At 58.5% G+C, this 20,586-nt stretch carries 16 protein-coding genes and 2 pseudogenes; 7 read left to right on the top strand and 11 right to left on the bottom strand.

The features are described from left to right. Positions 1–331: 331 nt before the first annotated feature. The gene (locus tag C2L64_RS49830) at positions 332–3,163 is read right to left on the bottom strand and encodes a winged helix-turn-helix domain-containing protein (protein ID WP_158660667.1); all 2,832 of its coding nucleotides are present in this window, start codon (positions 3,161–3,163) and stop codon (positions 332–334) included. Between the two features lie 1,316 nt (positions 3,164–4,479). Here C2L64_RS49830 and C2L64_RS49825 point away from each other — a divergent pair. The 4 genes from C2L64_RS49825 to C2L64_RS49805 all read left to right on the top strand — a co-directional run bounded on the left by C2L64_RS49825 (position 4,480) and on the right by C2L64_RS49805 (position 8,594). Further along, on the top strand, positions 4,480–5,187 hold the full coding sequence (locus C2L64_RS49825; RefSeq protein WP_158660666.1) for a helix-turn-helix domain-containing protein: 708 nt from the start codon (positions 4,480–4,482) through the stop codon (positions 5,185–5,187). A 58-nt stretch (positions 5,188–5,245) separates the two neighbouring features. Continuing rightward, on the top strand, positions 5,246–6,160 hold the full coding sequence (locus C2L64_RS49820) for a helix-turn-helix domain-containing protein (RefSeq protein WP_086914898.1): 915 nt from the start codon (positions 5,246–5,248) through the stop codon (positions 6,158–6,160). Between the two features lie 221 nt (positions 6,161–6,381). Continuing rightward, complete coding sequence (locus tag C2L64_RS49810) at positions 6,382–7,098, top strand: IS6 family transposase (RefSeq protein ID WP_103154431.1); 717 nt, start codon at positions 6,382–6,384, stop codon at positions 7,096–7,098. Between the two features lie 132 nt (positions 7,099–7,230). Further along, positions 7,231–8,594, top strand: a protein-coding gene (locus C2L64_RS49805; protein WP_090839158.1) for an IS3 family transposase whose coding sequence is annotated in 2 segments (ribosomal slippage) — positions 7,231–7,705 and positions 7,705–8,594 — 1,365 coding nt in all. Because the reading frame shifts where the segments join, the coding sequence is not laid out codon by codon here. 388 nt (positions 8,595–8,982) lie between these two features. Here the strand turns inward: C2L64_RS49805 and C2L64_RS49800 are convergent. The 3 genes and pseudogenes from C2L64_RS49800 to otsA all read right to left on the bottom strand — a co-directional run bounded on the left by C2L64_RS49800 (position 8,983) and on the right by otsA (position 13,334). Continuing rightward, positions 8,983–10,068, bottom strand: a complete 1,086-nt coding sequence (locus tag C2L64_RS49800) for a helix-turn-helix domain-containing protein (RefSeq protein ID WP_090839160.1) — start codon at positions 10,066–10,068, stop codon at positions 8,983–8,985. A gap of 144 nt (positions 10,069–10,212) precedes the next feature. Further along, a pseudogene (locus C2L64_RS49795) lies at positions 10,213–11,649 on the bottom strand (ISKra4 family transposase); the annotation flags it as partial. A gap of 284 nt (positions 11,650–11,933) precedes the next feature. Then, positions 11,934–13,334 carry an alpha,alpha-trehalose-phosphate synthase (UDP-forming) gene (otsA, locus tag C2L64_RS49790; protein WP_103154409.1) on the bottom strand — a complete coding sequence of 467 codons (1,401 nt, stop codon included), beginning with the start codon at positions 13,332–13,334 and terminating at the stop codon, positions 11,934–11,936. Between the two features lie 518 nt (positions 13,335–13,852). Between otsA and C2L64_RS49785 the strand changes: the two are divergent. After that, positions 13,853–14,291, top strand: a pseudogene (locus C2L64_RS49785) (FAD-dependent oxidoreductase); the annotation flags it as partial. A 202-nt stretch (positions 14,292–14,493) separates the two neighbouring features. Next, positions 14,494–14,808: a high-potential iron-sulfur protein gene (locus C2L64_RS49780; protein WP_086918210.1), complete on the top strand. Its 315-nt coding sequence runs from the start codon at positions 14,494–14,496 to the stop codon at positions 14,806–14,808. Here the strand turns inward: C2L64_RS49780 and C2L64_RS53875 are convergent. The 4 genes from C2L64_RS53875 to C2L64_RS49770 all read right to left on the bottom strand — a co-directional run bounded on the left by C2L64_RS53875 (position 14,790) and on the right by C2L64_RS49770 (position 16,609). After that, entirely contained in the window at positions 14,790–15,095 is a 306-nt protein-coding gene (locus C2L64_RS53875) for a hypothetical protein (protein ID WP_086918209.1), read from the bottom strand. The genes C2L64_RS49780 and C2L64_RS53875 overlap by 19 nt on opposite strands. A gap of 260 nt (positions 15,096–15,355) precedes the next feature. Next, positions 15,356–15,505 (bottom strand): hypothetical protein, encoded by a 150-nt coding sequence (locus C2L64_RS54440; RefSeq protein WP_167449631.1) that lies wholly within the window; start codon positions 15,503–15,505, stop codon positions 15,356–15,358. Positions 15,506–15,636: 131 nt separating this feature from the next. Next, positions 15,637–16,161: a phasin family protein gene (locus C2L64_RS49775; protein WP_103154408.1), complete on the bottom strand. Its 525-nt coding sequence runs from the start codon at positions 16,159–16,161 to the stop codon at positions 15,637–15,639. A gap of 250 nt (positions 16,162–16,411) precedes the next feature. After that, a complete protein-coding gene (locus tag C2L64_RS49770) occupies positions 16,412–16,609 on the bottom strand; it encodes a hypothetical protein (protein WP_086919307.1) in 198 nt (65 codons plus the stop codon). Between the two features lie 443 nt (positions 16,610–17,052). On the opposite strand from C2L64_RS49770, the gene C2L64_RS53870 reads away from it, so the two are divergent. Then, on the top strand, positions 17,053–17,280 hold the full coding sequence (locus C2L64_RS53870) for a hypothetical protein (protein ID WP_079503700.1): 228 nt from the start codon (positions 17,053–17,055) through the stop codon (positions 17,278–17,280). A 42-nt stretch (positions 17,281–17,322) separates the two neighbouring features. On the opposite strand, the gene C2L64_RS49765 is transcribed toward C2L64_RS53870, so the two are convergent. From C2L64_RS49765 to C2L64_RS49750, 3 genes are all read right to left on the bottom strand, one after another. Further along, positions 17,323–18,054, bottom strand: coding sequence for an IS6 family transposase (locus C2L64_RS49765; protein WP_090839187.1), 732 nt, complete (start codon positions 18,052–18,054; stop codon positions 17,323–17,325). Positions 18,055–18,058: 4 nt separating this feature from the next. Next, positions 18,059–18,589 carry a hypothetical protein gene (locus C2L64_RS49760; RefSeq protein WP_208648339.1) on the bottom strand — a complete coding sequence of 177 codons (531 nt, stop codon included), beginning with the start codon at positions 18,587–18,589 and terminating at the stop codon, positions 18,059–18,061. A gap of 344 nt (positions 18,590–18,933) precedes the next feature. Beyond that, positions 18,934–20,235 carry an NAD(P)/FAD-dependent oxidoreductase gene (locus C2L64_RS49750; RefSeq protein WP_086916436.1) on the bottom strand — a complete coding sequence of 434 codons (1,302 nt, stop codon included), beginning with the start codon at positions 20,233–20,235 and terminating at the stop codon, positions 18,934–18,936. Between the last annotated feature and the right edge of the window lie 351 nt (positions 20,236–20,586).

The following is a 20,586-nucleotide window of genomic DNA, read 5'->3' as shown; positions in this document are numbered from 1 at the left end:
CTCAAGGTGGTCGGCGCGTCGCCGGGCGCCTGGCTGTGCGGAGCGACTCGCTAGCGGTTGGCTGCGGTGTCGTCATCAGCGGATCTCGTCCGACGTTATTGCAGCATAGCAAAGCGGCGCAAAAGAATACTTTATTGGAAAAAAAATCATGAATTGCGAACGCGAAGTTCCTCCGCATACTGCAGTGCGTAACAGAATGTACATTCGCCGTACGCGGCATCGCGGGAAAGAGTCCGTCGAATTCTGCCGTGCGTGACGGCCGAATACTCTCTTTCGTCCCGCTCCCGCGTGCCGTTGCGGTTCTCGCCCTTAAAACTCCGGAAGGCCCTCCCTATGCGAGTGATGTGACGCCGGTCGCCTGACGATCCCGTGCAACATCAGACGCGCCATTCTCAACTGGCTCTGCGCGACGAACATGCAAGGCATCGATCAATTCAAACAGTGCCTTGACATCAGGGCTTCTGCTGCTGCGTTCGAACCTGGCTGAGAGATTTTTCAGCAAGGCCAATGCGCCTGCCCACTGCTCGTGCTCGTACAACTGCCGCGCCATAGCGACCGTAGCGCGCAGTTCCAACATGCGAGCGCCTTGCTGCTGCGATAACTGGATCGCTTCCCGGAAGCAGGATCGTGCCTCGTTGCGCGCGTCGCGCCACGCTTCGCTTGCATGCGACTCGAGCCTCGCTCGCGCTTGCGCAAGGAGACCAAGCGCCCGCCATACTTCAGGCAGAAAGAACAGCTTGCCGTGTCGTCTGCAGAAGTTCAATGCATCATGCAACCGCATCGAAGCGTCCGCAAAGCGGCCGACCGCGATCAGCCCCTCCGCGCACGCGACGACAATTGGTGTAATCAGGCGCCTGAAACCTCGTGCAATCAACGCATCCAGCGACGCTTCGAGCACCGGCAAACCACGTTCCGACTCTCCTTCGAGAAGATCGCAATAAGCCGCGAGACAATCGCTGTACTCACGCCAGATCATGAAACCGTGCAGCGCCGTTTGAGAGCGCATGATCTGCAGATAGCAGCGGCCGCGCCGCAAATCGCCCGAGAGCAACGCGATCGGCACCGCGACCACGCCGAGCACATGCGTGAGCCAAGGCTCCATCGTCTCCGGCGTGATCAGGTTGACGCCTTTGTCAACGTACGCCAACGCCTCTTCGGCATCACCCTGCAACCACACAATGCGCGCAAGCGTCCCGTAACAGATGGCGAGAGGATCGACTGCGAAGCTCGTGATCTGCTCCGCTTCGTGCGGGTGAACGGCCAGATGTTGCATAGCCTCCTCGATCCGAGACTTCGCATGATCGTGCTGCCCAGCGCAATGCTGCGCGACTGCGGCAAGCAGGCTTGTCAACGTCTCCTGCCATGCATGACCATGGTCCTGCGCGAACGTCTGAAAACTCAGCGCATGATCAATCGCGTCATGCACGTTGCCTCCGTATAGCGCGGCATTCCAGAGCCCCCAGTACGCACGAGCCTGAAATTCGTCGTTACCGGACGAGATGGCCAGATCGAGAACTTCGTTCCAGAGCTTCCAGGAACGCCCCATCGGACCACACAGATTCGGCAGCGTCGCAGCCAAGGCCGCTCGAACGCGCATCTCGCTCACGACATCTATCGACCTGGGCGGCAGCTCGTTCAGCGCAGACACCGCACGTTCTGCCCGCGTTCCGCATTCCTCGATCAGGCAGTTACCCAGCAGGACGCCCGTCAACGTCGACGTCAGCTCGACGGCGAGATGTAGATCGCCACCAGAGGAAAACGCCCATTCGGACGCGGCACGCGCATCATCGAGTGTCTGCTGCAGGTCAGAAGAGCCTTCCACCAGTTGCACCGAACCTGTACGTCCCGCCCCCGCGTCGAAACGCGAGGTGAAATAACGCGCGATACGCGATGCGATTTCCTGTGTTTCGTCTTCGGCATGAAGCAGCTCGAGCGCATACGCGCGAGTAGATTCATTCATTCTGTACTTTGCGACGGGACCGTCAAAGCTGACATTCACCATCGACTTTGCCACGAGTTCGCCGATCCCATCGATTGCGGCACCCATAGTCAAGCCTGAACCGCAAGCGACGGCGCACATTGCTTCGAGCGTAAACACGCCTCCGAACATCGCGAGTCGCCGGAACAGAGCCTGAGCACCTGGATCGAGTAGCGTGAAACTCCAGTCGAACGTTGCACGAAGTGTCTGGTGCCGCGGCAACGCGGTGCGATAACCAGCCGTCAGGATCGACATCCGGTCGTCGAGGCGCTGATACACACCTTCGATTCCGAGCGAAAAGACGCGGGCCGCCGCCAGTTCGATTGCCAGGGGTATACCGTCGAGTCGGCGGCATATCTCACCCGCTGTTAATGTTTCCTTTCTGTCGAAAGAGGTCTTTCCCCCTAGCGCCCCTATGCGCGCAAGGAACAGGTGAACAGCCGACTGCGCAAGAACCTCATGTTCGGTGGCATCGCGTGCGGGCACCTCGAGGGGGCCGACACGGATCGTTCTTTCCTGCGCGATACGCAACGGTTCCCGGCTGGTAACCAGAACACGCAGCGCAGGATTGCCGTCCGTCAGCGTTTCGACGATCTCGGCCACGTGCGCAATCGCCTGCTCCGCGTTGTCGAGAAACAACGTGCGGGGAGTGTGCGCAAGCGTCGCCGCGATCGCCTCGATGGAAGGAAAGTCGCCGTCGAGTGACAGGCGACAACTTTGCGCAATGGATGCGAGGATCGACTGCCTGTCTGTCAATGCCGCCAGTTCGACGAAACAAACAAAGTCGGGGTGCGCTTCGGCAATCTCGTGCGCGACGGCGATCGACAGCGTCGTCTTTCCGATCCCCCCAGCGCCTGTCAGAGTCAGGACGGGCGTCGAATCGAGCGCGGTGCGGACCTGCGCGATGGCCGCATCGCGCCCAACCAACCCCGTCGGAAACGACGGTAGCCTGCGCAGCGTTTGGCCAGGCAAAGCGCTTTTGGACGGCAGCGCTGCGGCCCGACGCTGCATCAGTCGATAACCACGGCCCGGCACAGTTACGATGCAGTCGCGATCTTCACCGAGCGCTTTGCGCAGCGCCGAAAGGTGTACCTGGATATTGTTCTCTTCAACGACCGTATGCGGCCACACGGTGTTCATCAGTTCGTCTTTCGTGACGAGCCGTCCATCGCCGGAGGCGAGCAACGCAAGAATTTCGAACGCGCGTGACCCGACGTGCAGTACCTCGTCGCCTTTGCGTACTCGGCGCCTGCTTAAATCGATTTCAATGTGACCGAACCTGATCATGGTGCTGCGACGTCAATGAATGTCGATATCGAAGCAGAGGACGATGACGGGCTCGACACACCCGTAAAGCTCAGGGCATGGCCGTTGAGATTATTGTCTCGCGATCCGGCAACCCATCCCGCCATATTGCCAACCAGTAAGTATCTTCCTGCAATTCGCACTGCATTCGACTTTGAGGCGTGATTCTTACAAAAACAAAACATATATTGGATAAAAGTGCGCTTCCGTGACCAACCAGCATAGAGCGACTGTTGTTTCCTGGATGTCGGCATGATATTTCCCTCCTTTGCGCGGGCGGCGTGTCGCGCGGACTCGAGCGCATCGGGCGTCCGGCTCCTGACCAACACGAACAAGTCCGATCGTCAATCCAACGGCATCGTTCGTGGAAGCACGGCCTGAATGATGAGGAAGCCGGCGCCCGATTTCTTGAACATTCTTGCCCGGCGTTGCACAGATTCGACTCTGTTCGCGTGATTGAGGCATTGCATACACGCGTTCTGCCGCATTGAATGCGATCAGTGCAAAGACGGGCGGCGGATCAGGTCGAGTCAAGCCGCTGAATCTGTCGGCGAAAAGAAAGAAGGGGAATGCGTAAACTTACAAACATATTAAACAGTCCTTCCTGAAAACGAATGCCGTGCCTGCGTGTTCCTCCCCCGCGACAAATCCCGCTCACTTCGGCCAATAAGGCGTCGGCCAGCTCTTCCCTTGATTAACTATCCGTGTCTCAGCAGACTGTCATATGCATTGCATTCACGTCGGCAGGTCGTGATGCGCACTGCTCACCAACATCGTCGTCCGTAACGTAAATCGTCATGCGTGGCACTACCCGCCACAAAAGCGCGAAATAGAGGGATCGCTCGCGCGACCGCCGCGTAACCGGTCAAGCCGTCAGGAGCGTGTCTACTTACTTCATATGATTCGATACATCGATACTCTGCAACCCGAATTGTATTCGGTACTTTTACGCCGCAATTTGCACAGAGCCGATTAAATTGGCGGATGTCCGATCCGCCACGGATGTCGCAATCGACCACGCGAATATAAAAAATGTAGAAGACGGATTTCTTTCCATCTTTTTCGATTTTGGCACGTGCTAGGATTCATCGCATCAGGTGGGCGCGTCGCGTCTGGCCTGACATCACGCGATGCGTCATGGCGTGCCACCGTCGCGTGTGCGCAATCGCGTCCGATGCCAAAACTCGGTATTCCGCATGTCGACAATTGACCTATCCCGACTGGCATCATTGGCTGCAGCCCTGCTTGCTCAACTCCCGAAAAGCCAAGGCCCTTGGCAACCGGATCCCGCATGCGCGCGCAATCTCGAGATTCTCATAGACAGGTTGTCGAACGGCGACGCCGTCTCGGCCGAGTTCGGCCCGCTGCTGCGCGATGCGCTCGCCCGCCAGCACGTGATGACCTGGCAGGTTGTGCACGGATTGCTGGTCGCGATCTGCGGCTACGCCGCGGGGCCCGGTAATGCTGCTGGCTCGCTCGAGCAACGCACCCGCGGGATGACGGCACACCAGTACCAGTCGTTACTTGAGCACGTCGATGCACGTCTGTCCGCATCACTTTCGCTGGCTGACCTTGCTGCTGCATCGATGTTAACCGTCGCACACCTGTCGCGGGCGATCAAACGGGCGACAGGCACGACACCGAAGCGCTGGCTGCAGCAACGGCGCGTCGATCACGCAAAGCAGCTACTCGTACGAAACAATGGCTCGTTGAGTGAGATCGCTACGGCCTGCGGATTCTCAAATCAGAGTCATCTGACCCGCGTATTTGTGAAGCTGACGGGCACCACGCCCCGTACCTGGCAAACGTCAAGACGAATAACCACGCAATCACGGCAGACAAGAGCGGGCATCCGCGCGACGGCACCACGCGGACGTCCGCCAACCCGCCCGCCGTCACGTTAAGTCAGCGAATACGACCGATCACGCTAGTCTCACCCACGTCAACCAGCGGGGCTCAACGATGTCCCCCCCTTACGGCAACGATGCCGCCCGTTACTTCAAACTGCCGAGCATGCCCGTGCTCAGGAGCTCGACGCTCCAGATTCCGGACGTCACCATTACCCGCCTGACATCCACTGACGGCGCGGTTAACCGGACCGAGCCGATCCCGCCAGAAAACGCGTTCGTGCTTTGCCTGCAGCTGCAGCCGCTGCCGCAGCACGAGTTGTGGCTGGATGGCAAGCCGGAGCGGGTGACTCCGTATGCCAGCGGTGCCGTGTCGGTGGTCGACCTTGCTGCTCGTCCTTCCGCATTCCTGCCCACCGCGTTCGACTGCTTGCAGTTCTACCTGCCGGAAGCTTCACTGCACCGGATCGCTGCGGCGGAGGATTGCGTCGCGATCCGCGAACTCGCGATTCCTCACGGCGTCCAGGATCCATTCGTCGCGAGGGTAGGCAAGTTGCTGCTCCCTGCACTCACGGGCAAACCCGTGCCGCAACTGTTCGTCGACGGCCTGCTGATCGCGCTGCACGGCCATCTCGCGGCGACTTACGCCGGCGTGCGGATCGTTGACGCGCGCAAGACGGGCGGGCTCGCACCGTGGCAGGAAATGCGCGCAAAGGCAATGATCGACGCGCATCTCGAAGACGGCCTGTCGATCCTCGAACTCGCCGCCGCGTGCGAACTGTCGCCAGCTTATTTCTGCCGCGCATTTCGCCGCTCAACCGCGCTCGCACCGCACCAATGGCTTGTGCGCCGACGCATCGACGTCGCGCGCGATCTGCTCGCACGCAGTTCGTTGTCAATCGCGGAGATCGCGATCTCTTGCGGCTTTGCCGACCAGAGCCATTTCACTCGCGTGTTCTCGCACGTGACTGGCGCGACGCCACGTGCATGGCGTTGCGCGCGACAGCCGCAGTACCGCGACCCCGGGTGAGATGACGCCGCGCTGGCCAGAACCATACCTGCGCTCAAGGCACAGATATCTGCAGATCCAACGCTGGCTGCGCGCTGGCCGTTCCGAGAACTTGGTCTGCGACCTGCGCCCGGTGATTCGTGTGGCGCAAGGAAAGCAGAGGCAACGCAGGGCAGTGTCGCAATAAAGGCGTCGTGGGTAGAATTCGCGAACCGACTTGGTTGACGAACACGATTTCCTGGATGACAAAGACGCCACGCACGACACTGCCGCCGGGCATCGCCCGGGTGCTGAGACGGCTGCACTATCCCTTGGACGTGATCCTGCTGTGTGTGCGTTGGTACATGGCGTATTCGCTGAGTCTGCGCGACCTCGAGGAAATGAGGGCCGAACGGGGGTTCGAGGTCAACCATTCGAGAGTACATCGCTGGGTGATCAAGCTGGTGCCGTTGTTCGAAAAGGCGTTCCGCAAGCACAAACGTCCTGTCGGCGGGAGCTTGAGGATGGATGAGACCTACGTCAAGGTCAAGGGGCAATGGAAATATCTGTACCGCGCAGTGGACAGGGACGGCAATACTGTGGATTTCCTGCTGTGCGCCCGTCGCGACAAGGTGGCCGCGCGGCGCTATTTTGAGAAGGCAATCGACCGGAATGGCGAGCCAGAGGTAATCACCGTCGACAAGAGTGGCGCCAACCTCGCCGCACTCGAGGCCATCAATCATGATCGTAAAACGCCCATCAAGGTCCGCCAGTCCAAATATCTCAACAACCTGGTCGAGCAGGACCATCGGGCGATCCAGCAACGCACGCGACTCATGCTGGGATTCAAAACTTTTCGCTGTGCGCGAATCCTTCTGGGTGGCATCGAATTGATGAACATGATCGGCAAAGGACAGATGAAGTGTGCTCGAGGTTATCATCCGTCCGCTGCCGATCAATTCTATGAACTCGAAACGTAAGCAGTACTTTGCATATCGATTCGACTTTACTCCGCGAGCCTTACTGCGACAAAACCCTCCATTCTCTCAAGAGTTGGAGCCTCCACCAAACTGAACTGACCCCCGAGAGTTGGACACAACCTTGGAGGTTCCGTGAGGAAATTCGATGTAAAGTTTAAGGGGAAGGTGGTTCGCGAGTACCTCGCTGGCCAAGGGGGCTATAAGCTCCTTGCGGCGAAATTCGGTATTGCGGAAAGCATGGTGAGGCGATGGGTCGCGGCATATCGTCACCATGGTAACGCTGGGCTCATCCGGCAGCGTGGTGCTTACGGCGTTGAGTTCAAGCTTGAGGTGGTGCACCGGGGCGTGGCTGAGAACCTTTCCTGTCGAGAGCTGGCTGCCATTTACAATATCGGCAATCCGCACAGCATCACGATGTGGCAACAACAGAAAGCACGGGGAGAGCTCCGTTCGCTAAAGAGCATGCGCCCGTCGGGACAGGATGTTTCGGTGCCAGCAAAGAAAAAGACCTCGAACCAGTCGTTGGAAGCTCCGCGATCTGAGGAGTCAGACCAACTGCTTCGTGAGAATCAGCAGTTACGCGCGGAGGTCGCGTACCTAAAAAAATTCAATGCCTTGGTTCTAGCAAAGAAGTTGGCGCGGCAGAAAGAGCCAAAATAGTGCTTGAACTGAGGCAGGAATTCCCCTTGACCGATCTTCTCCGGGCTGCGGGTTTGCCACGCAGTACGTACTACTACCGGGTCAAGACATTGGCCGCCCCAGACCGGCATGGTGGGCTCAAGGCGAAGATTCGGGCTGTCTATGCTGCACATCGCGGCTTGTATGGCTATCGTCGCATCACCTTAACTATCCGCAGTGATGGCGAGCTAGTTAATCACAAGAAGGTGCAGCGCCTCATGAACGAATTGGGAATCAGGTCGAGGGTGCGCCGGAAGAAGTTCCGGTCGTACCAGGGCGAGGTCGGCGAGGCCGCTCCGAACCTGCTCAATCGTGAATTCACCGCGTCGGGCCCAAACGAGAAGTGGGTTACCGATGTGACCGAGTTCCGGGTCGCGGGGAAAAAGCTGTACCTTTCTCCGGTCATGGACCTCTACAATGGGGAAATAGTTGCCTACGAGTCGAGCCATCGCCCCGACTTCCCGATGGTCATGGGCATGCTCAGGAAAGCTGTCAAGAAACGCGGGAATGCGGCTACACCGATGCTTCATTCGGACCAGGGTTGGCACTATCGCATGCAACCGTACCGAGCGGCACTGGCGCGCTACGGACTCAAGCAAAGTATGTCGAGAAAAGGAAATTGCTTCGATAACGCGGCCATGGAGAGCTTCTTTGGCACTCTGAAGGCCGAGTACTTCCATCTCACGGACTTCGAAGACGTCGAGGCACTACGGGCAGGCCTGAAGGGCTACATCGACTACTACAACCGGCACCGCATCAAATCGAAACTTGGTGGACTGAGTCCCGTGGAATATCGAATGCGAGCGGGAAAAAATTAACGCTTCAACGTCCGACTCTCGGGGGTCAGTTCAAACTCGGGGCGGTTCACGCGCGCTTCGGTGACTGTGACGACGCTACTGACAGGTTCCAGAGTGGACCGGCCGTTCAGATGACGGCTTTGCGCGATAAATGAGCGGCAACAACTGGCCGGTAGTACCCGTTCACATCGGCTGCCGGTGAGCAGCCATTGAGGAATGCAACGATCGCTCCGCAGAGCGTGCTCGAATTGGTGCTCTCGGCCAGTTTCGGTCACTCGGCAAGGTTGCGTAAATCGTTGACATCAGCAGGTGCCTCTCCGCTGTCGAGGCCTTCTGTCGAATTGACACGGCCCTGTGTTTTCGCGCCCCCGATCGCAGCTAACAATCGAATCTGTTCAACATTGCCAGTCTATGTGAAGCGCTCCCGTCTTGCATGTTCCCGCTTGAGCAACGGCGCATACTCGTGCAATTCCCGTGGCGCGATGTCGAAGGCGCGACGGAATGCACGTGTAAAGCTCGACGCATCATTGAAACCCAACCCGAAGGCAATGTCCTGTACCTCCATATGCGGAAAGCGCACCAGCTCATCTGCCGCCATTCGCAGCCTGCGGTTGCGAATATAAGCGGCCAGGCCGCCTTCATGCTCAAAGAGACGGTACACGCTGGCGCGCGAGAGATGCAGCGATGCCAACACGGTGTCAGGCGACAAATCCGGATCGTGTAGATTGGCCTCGACATGCCGCCGCACTTGTCCATAGACAGCAGCACGTACCGCTGCGCGGCCGTTGCCGGAAAGACCCGCTTGACGGCTGAAAGCTGCGACGAGTAGCTCTACCGCATTGAAAAAGGACTGATGCGCTTCCTCCTTGCTCAGTCCGACGATTTGTTGCTTTAGCGCCACCAGATGCTCAATCAGTATGCGTGTCAAAGGGGTGGTGGCGTGAATCCAGCGGCCATGCAGCGATGCGGCATCAGGGAACGACCTTTCCACCAGGGCGCGCGGCACAAAAAGGAGCAGTATCCGACCATGAAAACTCCGGATTGTGCACGGCTGATCCATGTCGAGCGCGAGGATACTTGGCACTTGCGATATATGCGGCGCGTCGAGCCGTGGCTTGCCGCCCAGGAACTGCCCCGGTGGCCCTTCAAGGAACACGCTGAAGCTGATGTCGCGAACGCTCTCGGTCGAAACCCGACCCAACGATCGCACGGCCAGGTTGGGCCCGGTGCGGAAGTCGAAGAAGCTCAGATTGTCAATCGTGTAACGAGACAGCGATGCATCGAACGTATCCTCAGCTTGCTTTGACGAAGGCCGTATATCGTAGACTGGACTCATACGCTCCTGCCAGGCCTGGAAGCTTTGACGGGCGTCGCCTTGAACGCTGAAATTGCTGTGCACGATGCCGGGCGCAAGCGTCGGCGGCCCCGACGGCAACAACAAGCGGCTTAGCGGTAAAGCAGTGTGTAGCGGGTCGTCGTTCAATGCAGTGCTCATCGCTGATTTTCGTCCAGTTTTGATCCGCCCCGTGCGGCTGAACTTTATGTTGAGCCACGAGCCCGCTCGGAGCGCGCTCGTGTAGGTTGCCAAGCATATCAGTACTTGCTTTGCCTAGCGCACAGCGAACGACTCGCCGGCGGAAGCGTTAAAAACCTTGGGGTTGTAGTTCAGATGCCAGCCCGAACTGCTCGAGTAGATCGGCAGCTTCGCGCGACAATGGTTTCCTTGGTGGTTCGTATCTCGCAAGTCGTTCAACCAGGTCACCATTGACCACAACACATCGGACCTGGGCGAGCAGATGAGCTCCGATCGGTGACCAGCGCATTTGTTGACGCTTGCACATGCGCTGATTGAGTATCTGATTGACTGCGGACTCGGCGGTCGCTGTTGAGATAGGTTTGCCGCCACGATGTCGCGCGCCATAGTTCATCGTCGATCCGCCATTCGCTTCGACGTATGCAACAAGCTCCCGAGTCCGGTAATCCAGCTGTGCAAGACTCTCCGCAACGCCCGGCGATTCAGGCACGATTACCCGACAGAGGATCAGGATGCCTTGCATCCGGGTTTTCGCCTTCTCTAGCTTCGCGTGCCAGAAGCACCAGCGCAGCTTGTCAACACGGGAGATCAACACACGTTGGGCGGCTTTTTCCGTTTCCGTCCGCGCACGCATGCCCTTGATGATCTGCTCGAGATACCTCACCCTCATTGATATATGGAACCAGTCGAGGACAGGTGTAGAAGAAAACGGTAATCGACAGGCGATTGACTGCAGGCCATTGGCACCATCGGTGATGACTGACAGTCTCGGTCGATCGCTTCCCGATGTGGCTTTTACAAGGGTGGTGAGCCGCTCCACGATATCCGGTAGCCTGTTTCTCACGAACGCGAATACGCGTGAAGTCTGGTCTTTGGCACTGAGGCGCCCCGTTAGAATCTCAAAGCTCGAACATTCTGATTTGCGTCGCCCGCGAACGAATCCTCCGTCGATGGTCAGCGTCCACTCCGTATCATTTTCCTTCGTGGCGCGACATGCAGCCGGCTGAACAGCCTCGACGCGCGCGCCCACCCGTAGCGCCCTGTTCCGCACTGTCACATGGTTCAATGTCTGCCGAACGGGCAGGAACTCACGCATCATGCCGACTACCTGGCGATACGGCATCTGTGCCGAGAGCCTCGCCTCAGGCGACAGCAGTTCCGCGGTCGCTCGCTCGGGGACGAATTCGCTCATCGGACTATACGGGTACTCCATCTGGAAAGGCGTCTCGCACGGACAGCAAACGATCCGGGCACTGCGAAAGGGCACAGTGCCGAAGACCGTATCCACCTTGCGAATCCGTCGGTCTTTGAGCTCGAGGAAACGGTGGCAGTGGGTACAGAAGCGCCGCATCATGCAGATCTCTTCAGCTTGCGCTGCCACCACAACCCTCTGGAGCATGTGCAGCACATCTTTTCCTTCGGCGAGCGACAGGCCTATCTTCTCAGGCTCAAGTTGGCGATAGGGACGCTCGAACTGACAGACTTCGAACTATCCGTTTCATCCCAGTCAGTAGTGATCTCGACGCGAATTGTGATTTTCATCCCAACCTCCGGCGCGGCCATGACTGCCGGAATCCTAGGCGGCCTGCGCAAAAACCCCAACGTTTTTAACGCTCCCGCGCAGTGTTGACACTTTTAATACGAACTACGTCTGCCGCCCAGCAATTCTACTCGCTGGCGATATAAGCAATCCTCATCATATTGCTATTGTTCACCTCAAGCCTCCTACCGCGACAACCCTGGCGGTCACTGCAAGCCTCTGGCAGGCATCATGGGAGCGGTCACGCCCGCAATGGAGATCATGCACTGCCGCCTTTTTCCGGGCATCAGCCAGTCACGTCCTGTTCGACATGCTTCAGCGCCTGCAGAAACGATGAACACCACCAGTGAACGTCGAGCTTGCGGATCCGGCTCAGCAGCGCCTCGTGCCGCCGGATCCGTTCTTCGAGGGGCATCGTGAGCGCACGCTGGATCGCCTCCGCCGTGCCCTGTGTGTCGTACGGATTGACGAGCAACGCCTCCTTCAGTTGCTCTGCGGCGCCCGCGAAGCGCGACAACACCAGCATCCCCGGGTCGGCCGGGTCCTGGGCGGCGATGAATTCCTTGGCGACCAGGTTCATCCCGTCGCGCAAAGGGGTGACCAGTGCCACCCGACTCGCGCGGTATAACCCGGGCAAGCGCCTGCGGGCGACATTGCGATGGATGTAGCGCACCGGCATCCAGTCCAGTTCGCCATAGTCGCCATTGATCGCACCGCAGAGGCTGTCCATCTGGCGGCGCAGATCGTCGTAGGCACTGACGTCCTCGCGGCTCGGCGAAGCAATCTGGATCAGCGTAGCGCTGTTGCGGTTTTCCGGATAGCGCTCGAGCAATGCCCGGAACGCCTGGACACGTTGTGGCAGTCCCTTCGAGTAGTCGAGACGGTCGACGCCGAGCAGCAGGCGGCGCCGCGCATATTCCTCTCGCATCCGTAAAAACGTCTCCCGCCCTTCCTTCGCTTGCGTGAGGCGAACGAAGTCGTCGACGTCGATACCGATCGGGTAAGCGCCCACCCGAAGTGTCCGGTTGAAGGCGCGGAAGCGTTCTGGGCTCAACTGTTCAGCCTGTGCTTCCGCTTCAATGTAGTGGGAGAAGTGCGTCACGTCCGTCTCGCTCTGGAAGCCGACCAGATCGTAGGCGAACAGCGAACGCATCAGCCATTCCTGCTCCGGAATCGCCGCCATGATCAGGCGCGGCGGCATCGGAATATGCAGGAAGAAGCCGATGCGGTTACCACATCCGAGTGCGCGCAGTTCGGCGGCGAGGGGGATCAGATGGTAATCGTGCACCCAGACCAGATCGTCAGGCTTGAGCAACGGCAGCAGCTTCTGCGCGAACAACCGGTTCACCCGCCGGTAGCCCGCGGCGAAGCGGGTATCAAAATTGGCCAGGTCCAGGCGATAGTGGAACACAGGCCACAGCACGCCGTTGGCGTAACCGAGGTAGTACGCGTCGTGATCTTCCTGGTTCAGATCCAGCGTCGCCAGCGTCACCTCGCCGGCAGACTGGAAGTGAAGCTGGCCTTGGTCGGCAGGGTCGGTGACCGCATCGTCCTGAACCCTGCCGCTCCAGCCAAACCAGAGCCCCCCGGTCTGCTGCAGGCTTTCCCGCACGGCCACCGCGAGTCCACCGGCAGCGGGTTTGCGGGGATCGGCGATGCGATTGGAAACGACGACAAGGCGGCTCACGGATTGCTCCTGTTGTGGCGCGCGAAGGCGGAGCGGGCGGGAGCCACTCAGGGAGCAACATCCCCGGACTTGCCAGGGCCAGGTGTAGCGGCTCGATAACTTCCGACGCAGGAACCGATTACATCGCGGTTTGTAGAACCACATTAGCTGAGAATATCGGGACGCGTGGGAGCACATTACGTGAGAACGGGCCCCGCTTTATGTGATAACAGCCTGATTGGATCGGCTAGAAACCTCATTCGGCGAGAATGCCCGCGGGTCTCAGCCAAGGTAGGTCTCCAAGTCTGCTAACGGACCCTAAGCAGCCGGTCGTGGGGTCGAGGTTGACCGACAGAAACCGGACATTCGTGGCATTGAGCACTGGCTTTGTCTGCTTTGAATGCCCAACGCTATGCAGTCCCTCTGGGCTATCAGCCAACCGTCGGCACAAGTTCACCTCGCCGGATGGCACACCTACGCATTCTTGTCGACCCGACGTGGTAGTCTGCGCCAACAAGTCATTGACGAACCGCTTGAGGCCGATTTACTTCGCGCGCGGCAACCTTCAGCGTGTCCGGGCGAGCGCCGTTTTCACGTCTTATCTATCCGATGCGGAACGAAGCGGGGCTCGGCGTCCATCTGACGCTCGATCTTGGCGGCCAGGTGCGCCTGGGGTCCGACGTCGAGTGGGTCGATACGATCAACTACGATGTCGACCCGCGCCGCGCCGAGAGCTTCTATGCCGCCATTCGCGTGTACTGGCCCGGCCTGCCCGACGGCGCGCTGCAGCAAACCTACGTCGGTATTCGACCGAAGCTCTTGGGCCCCGGCGAGCCGGCTGCCGATTTCCTGATCCATGGCACGGCGGCGCATGGGGTGCGCGGGCTCGTGAATCTGTTCGGCATCGAATCGCCGGGCTTGACGGCATGCCTCGCGATCGCGCAGCGTGATTGCGGAAACATTCCCGGATCGGCCTGAGCGGACGAGAGGCGCGGATTCTGGGCGAGGACGAGAGGAGGCGCACATTTGCGGGAGCGGGCCGCGGCGTTATTCTCTTCATTGCGGCGAAGGCAGTGCGACAAACGATCTCCGTTGTATGCTCCGCGTTGCCGCCGTCACAAAACGGCGGCAGTAAAGGTCTCTGCCAAACAGGTCCAATACAACACTGGGAGAATCCCCAATGAAACAGTCTCGTCGCACGTTTCTGATTACGAGTCTTGGCGCCGCTTCGGCGCTCGCCCTCTCGCGCCAGGCGTTCGCCGATGCACCGCACGTTAGCGAAAGCGACCCGACCGCGGTAGCGCTCGGCTACAAGGAAGACGCGACCAAGATTGACAAGGCCAAGTACGGGTCGAAGTACGTGGCCGGCTCAATGTGCAGCAACTGCTCGCTGTATTCGGGTAAGGCGGGCGACGCTTTTGGCCCGTGTGCACTGTTTGGCGGAAAGCAAGTCAATAGCAAGGGATGGTGCAGCGGCTATACCAAGAAGGCCTGATCTACAGGAAGACGTGATCTCGACGAAGCGATCCGCGTCGGCATCGCCGCACGGCTCGCCTCGACTGCCCAATTCGGCGTTCGATCGGTCTGCTTGGCATACGTTTCGAAAGAAGCCTGTAGAGCCTGCCGGAGAATCTCACGCCTTCTGGCGTTATCGTTGCCCGACGAGGGAATTTCGATTCCTACCGTTTGCTCGTCCGACAAAGCAAATTCATGCGCAGCTTTGATGACGTTGTACCAGTTCGTGATTTCCGCTTTCACCCGCTCAAGATGCGCTTCTTTCACCCCGTTACTACCTTCACGCCCCGCCCGGTTTCATCGTCGTGAAGCAGATGCTCGAGTCGCAGGATCATGGGCGGATGTGCACCAGGTCCCGTGCGGCCTGATCAGCATGGTTCATGTGTTCCTAGCGCGCTTGTTGTTCTACCCGCCAGTCCTTTCCGCACGACGTTCTTGGTCGTGAAGCACGTGCGGGAAGTCGGGCTTGTAGACGGTGCGCGCCCCTCATCCAGCGTCCGTCGGGTCCAGGCACGTCATGCGTAATATCAATTCATGTGCTGACGCCAGACAACAGATTCCAGTTGCCGCAGCAACTGCGTCCGCCGATGTTCGCGTCGATAGTGGCCGAACACAAAGATGACCGCGAACAGCAGGACGGCCGAACCTATGGCGGTGCCTAGCCAGGCTTCATCCATCCTTACCTCCTGCAATGTGCAATGACCTGCTCTGGTCGTCGATGCGGAAGCAACCTTGACATGGCCGCGGCGGCCGCATTAAGGAACACCAAGTGTGCGAGCGAAGCTGACCGGGCGGCGTGATCTGATCGTCACCCGGCGCATCGAGAGGCCGTCAAGCGGTCCAAGGGAGGCGTTAGCCGCCGACCCGTACTCGACAGCTGGCCGGTTCTCTGTACGGTTTCGACCAGCGTTTGGGCCGCCTTGATCGCGGAGTCCAGCGCGGCGACGGCCGCCTCCGAGCCAGCCGGCACGTTTTTGGCGACATCCTCCACTACCGACTGCATCTGGCGGACGTACGCTTCGCATTGCGTCTGTGCGACTTTCGCGAATTCGGTCTGGGTCGACAACATGATGTCGAACAGTTGCCGGTTGTAGCTTTGCACCTTTTCTGCCGTCGGCGCTGCGAGGCTGTCTTTCAGCGCGAGCCAGTCCCGCGGTTCCTTCACGGATAGTGCCTTCTGCGCCAGATCAAACGAATCCGCCAGCGTCGAGCGGGTCACCTGCATGTTCAGTTCAGCCAGTTTCTCAACGCTTTCGACGACCTGGTTGCCCAGGCCGAACAGGATGTCGAGGTTGGCCTTCCGCGTTGCTGCTACCTGTTCCGGGGTCAGCATGATGAAAACTCCTGTAAGGACGATCCGCGCGAACGTCGTGCCGCCCAGGACGGATCACAACGGAAAACGGCGGGATTGCGTGAAGCCGATGAAGTGCGTGGCTCGGGGCACACGCAGATAGTCCGCAGGTCAACGCTGAATCGGGCGACCGAGATATCCGTTGTCGAACGCCACCGAGTGTGCGCCGCTGTACACGCGACGTCACGGTGTTGCGCCAGTGCGCGGGATCGGACTCGCCGACGGCTGCTACCTAGCGTTTTCGGGCAACGGCCCGAAGCACTGAATCGCCGTCGCGGGTGAGGCGGGGGCGCTGATCTCCGGACGCGAGTCGTTCCAGCGCGACCAGTTGCTGTTCCAGCAGGGTGTCCAGTTCTTCGCGGTTCAGGTCGATCTGGTCAGGTGCTGCCTTGACCAGCATTAGCGTGGCGAATTCGTGAGGGCTTAGCATGCATGTCTCTCCGTTATCTGGATTATCAGTCGTGCTGACGCATCAATGACCGGTGACGCACCATTCTCGCTGTCGATATTCCGCATTTATTCCAGTTCTTATATCCGGCATTGCGAATTCGGTTTTTCAAAGCCGGACCCAAATGTTAAGTCCGAACGGAGGGCGGGACGGGATAAAAACAATATATGAAGCTTGCATGTTGATAGGGGCGCTTTGTCCGACGTATCGAGCCCCGACGCGCATATGTTTGAAACGTATTCTCAGTCGGTACCGCGGGGTGCTCAGGCGATGTGACCAGACTAAATAGCCACTGCAAAAAATAGCTTTGCAAGTACATCCGATTTAAACCGAATTTGCCTGATCTAAATACTAATACTTTTCTCTTAATATGATTCTCATTATCAAAATGTCAAATTCGCGAGCTATACTTCCACGAAAAATTCATGGCAACAACGAGCAAACCGATGACCTCTCAACATGAACGAGCAGGCGTCACCGCGAGCCTGACCGTGCGAGCTGCCGCCGGCCAGTTGAGAATTCTGCCTGTCTGGCAGGCGCTGGGGCCCCATGCCGCGAAAGCCAGACGGACCAGGATTCACTGCAGCAGGAAGCACAACGTCGACGAAATGACGCTGATGTTTGAGGCTGTTTCAACGGCACTGTCAAGTTGACGAGCGCAGGTTACGTGTCTGGCTAAAGAGTAGTTATCCTTATCAGATAACTTGTTCAACTGCAGTTGGGACAGCCCAGCCATGCCATGTGGCGAGGCGTTCTTTTAGTATGGCGCGATGACATGCCGCGTTCATCTGATGTCTGGGCAACGCGAAGTGCTGCCGGATCAGGCCGAAGCATGAGAGAAACGCCTGCGTGCGACGCGCGTCGCGAAAGCCGCACATCTGGCGTTCGCGCCTGCGGGTTGGCTGGTGGCTATTTTCGGCGCGATTGTTCACGCGAGCAGCCGCTTTGACGAACACGTGCTTTACCTGAGCGAGTTCAGGAATATCAGCCTTCGCCGCTGGATAACTGCGCAGTTGATCGGTAATGATCTTGCGCGGCACCGGGTTCGATCGCAGCACCCGCCGGAAGAAGCGCTTGGCCGCGGCTTTGTCGCGGCGCTTTTGTACCAGCACGTCAAGCTCGGCGCCATACTCGTCGACCGCACGCCACAACAGATACGGCTCGCCGCGCAGTGTCACGAACATCTCGTCAAGGTGCCAGGTGCTACCCGGCTTCCGCCGCACCGACTTCGCGCACCGGGCGAATCCCGCGCCGAACTTGTCGCACCAGCAGCGGACCGTCTCGTACGTGACAACGACGCCACGCTCAAGCAACAACTCCTCAATGTCGCGCAGGCTCAGGTTGAACCGGAAATACCAGCGAACCGCGCAGCTGATGACGACAGCAGGGAAGCGGTGGCCGTGATAAAGCGATCTCGTCTTGTTCATCGCCTCATTCTACCGTCGCCTGTCCGTCAACCTGACACCGCCCCTCCGCCTGCTCCATGGTCTGGTACGCCTGTACCGTCATCGGGTCAAGTGGCTTGAAGTCCCATGCGTGTCCGCACATGAAGCCGAAGAACCACAGACCGGGATGATCCTCGCCTATAACCCCGGTATTCCACAGGCCACCGTGGACATCGACGACGATCGACAGCGACGCGGCGACGCCCGCTTCGAGCACGCGCGGAATGAAGCCACGCACATCCGCTGCGGCGATGCGCGTGCTGATCAGTTCGTGGCCTGCGGCAGTTGCGGGCGCGATGATCCTCACGTCGCGCCGCTGCCCGAACATCGCGTGAGATTTCGACACGCCCACATAGCCGTTCCAGACGCCATTGTGGTCACGACTCATCAGACAGACGAGTTCGGAGGCTTCGAAGCTTTCTTCGTCCGGTTCGTTATCCCAAGGATGTGCGACGTTCATAAAAATGCCCTCCAGAAGGTGTTGAGCAAAGTTTACGATAGCGGCGGAGATCGACAAGGTCTCCTCATTGCAGTTCTATCGCTTATGGGGGTATGTAATGAAAGTCTCGATCATGAATGAAGGAGAAAACCCGATCCGCGTGATCATTGACGGCGATACCGTCAACGATTCGCAGATTGCCCCAGGGGAAGAAGCCGCGTTCGAGTCGGATACCGAAGGCGTCAGAGCTTCGCGAACTAGGCGGTCTGCAGCGCGACTTATCAGAAACCGAGGAGGGAGAAACGACTTGATGCAGGAACCGCAAGAAAGCTCGCCGGGGATGCGGCGGGCCGCGCTTAGTTCATATGTGGGAAAGGACAATTGTCAGCAGGCGCTATACCCGTTGATCCGATGCGCACCGCCTACCGGCGTCCACTGAAATACCCATGCAGCTGGTGCGTCACCTTACCAAGGGTGCAGATTGCGGTGCGCAGGTGTTCCTTGCCGATCACGCGTGCGCGAGGAATGGAACTCATGACGTCCCATTCGTGCGAACCGCTCGTCATCCCGTCTACGAGGACGCGGCTGACGACATGGCTGGGTGTGACACCGAAGCCTGAGTACCCTTGAACAAAAAACGCGTTCGGATGATCCGGCAGGGTCCCGATCTGGGGAAAAAGCGTCGCGGAGCATTCCATTGGACCGCCCCAACCGAGGTCAATTTTGACGTTCTTTAGGTATGGGAAGATCCGGAGCATCGCATCCCTGTTGTATTTCTTGAAATCTTTCGGGATGTACTCCAGAAAATGCGTCACGGTGCCAAATAGGAGCCGGTTCTCGTTCGTCACGCGGTAATAGTCGATAGCAGGCCGTACATCGGTGAATGCACCTCGGATCGGACTAATTTGCTCAATAAGTTCGTCGGACAGCGGTTCAGTGACAAGCTGGAACGAATAGGTGCTAATAATCGTCTTGTCGAGTTGAAGCTCCAGCCTGTTAATAAAGGCGCCACATGCAAAGCAGATTTTTTGCGCTTTCACCGAACCTTTTGCCGTTCGGACTTTAATAGTCTTGCCGTAGGTAACCTCGACCACGGGTGAGTTCTCGTACACACGACCACCCAAGCTGGTGATTGCGCGCGCCTCGCCTAAAAGCAGGTTGAGCGAATGAATATGCCCGTTCCCCATGTGCATCAGGCCCGCGCTGTAAGCATCAGATCCCAAGATACGCCGCAGCTCTGCACCCTCAAGATAGGCGATCTCCTCGTTAGGGTTAAGCCCGCGAAACTCCTTCTCCCACTTCTGCAACAGCTTCGCCTGACGCTGATTGAATGCGAGGTATCCGTAGCCGCGTCGGAAGTCTGCGTCGATTCCGTACCGATCAATTCGACGCTGGATGGTGCTGGCGCCTTGATCGCTTATGCTGAAAATTGCCTCTACGCCCTCCGTCCCGACATATTTGCGGATCTTTTCCAGATCGTGCCCAATGCCGGCCATCACGTGGCCTCCGTTTCTGCCCGATCCACCGAAGCCGAGATAGTTTGCCTCCAGCACCACGACATTCGTAATCCCTCGCTCGGCCAGTTCCAGCGCGATGTTTATACCCGAGAACCCACCGCCTACGATGACCACATCGGCCTCGATATCTTCCTCGAGAGTGTCATAACGATCGTGATATTTGCGGGTCATCGTGTAATACGTGGTGGGCGATTCAACTGAAAGCACGGGTATCTCCTCTCCAATCAAGACTGGATCGCGTATCGCACAGCATCGGTGCGGTCAAAACGAGCCAGTCAAAAATTTACCTCGCTCTGGTTCTACGACTAGGTCATGTGACATATTATTGAACGGAGCGCGCAACGGCTCATATAAGCGTTTACGAGCAGCGCGGGACGTCTTTATTGAATGGCCCGCGAGAGCCAGCGCGAGCGTTTCCGCCTTCGACGGATGATCAGCAGAGTGACCTGACTCGCCGCAAGATCGTCGGCGATCATTCTTTCGGTTGATGCGTACCGTTCGCCACGCGCATAACCTCGTCCACAGCTGTTTTCCCCATCGCGGCCTCAATCGTCCCGT

It is taken from the genome of Paraburkholderia hospita (genome assembly GCF_002902965.1).
GTDB classification, from domain to species: Bacteria; Pseudomonadota; Gammaproteobacteria; order Burkholderiales; family Burkholderiaceae; genus Paraburkholderia; species Paraburkholderia hospita.
This window is presented reverse-complemented; position numbering and strand designations above follow the sequence as displayed.

Excerpts from the sequence above, each read along its gene's own strand:
- C2L64_RS49775 (WP_103154408.1), bottom strand. The coding sequence starts at position 16,161 with ATGCTGACCCCGGAACAGGTAGCAGCAACGCGGAAGGCCAACCTCGAC.
- C2L64_RS49820 (WP_086914898.1), top strand. The coding sequence starts at position 5,246 with ATGTCCCCCCCTTACGGCAACGATGCCGCCCGTTACTTCAAACTGCCG.
- C2L64_RS49770 (WP_086919307.1), bottom strand. The coding sequence starts at position 16,609 with ATGCTAAGCCCTCACGAATTCGCCACGCTAATGCTGGTCAAGGCAGCA.
- C2L64_RS49810 (WP_103154431.1), top strand. The coding sequence starts at position 6,382 with ATGACAAAGACGCCACGCACGACACTGCCGCCGGGCATCGCCCGGGTG.
- C2L64_RS53870 (WP_079503700.1), top strand. The coding sequence starts at position 17,053 with ATGGCAACAACGAGCAAACCGATGACCTCTCAACATGAACGAGCAGGC.
- C2L64_RS49780 (WP_086918210.1), top strand. The coding sequence starts at position 14,494 with ATGAAACAGTCTCGTCGCACGTTTCTGATTACGAGTCTTGGCGCCGCT.
- C2L64_RS49825 (WP_158660666.1), top strand. The coding sequence starts at position 4,480 with ATGTCGACAATTGACCTATCCCGACTGGCATCATTGGCTGCAGCCCTG.
- C2L64_RS54440 (WP_167449631.1), bottom strand. The coding sequence starts at position 15,505 with ATGGATGAAGCCTGGCTAGGCACCGCCATAGGTTCGGCCGTCCTGCTG.
- C2L64_RS49765 (WP_090839187.1), bottom strand. The coding sequence starts at position 18,054 with ATGAACAAGACGAGATCGCTTTATCACGGCCACCGCTTCCCTGCTGTC.
- C2L64_RS49800 (WP_090839160.1), bottom strand. The coding sequence starts at position 10,068 with ATGAGCACTGCATTGAACGACGACCCGCTACACACTGCTTTACCGCTA.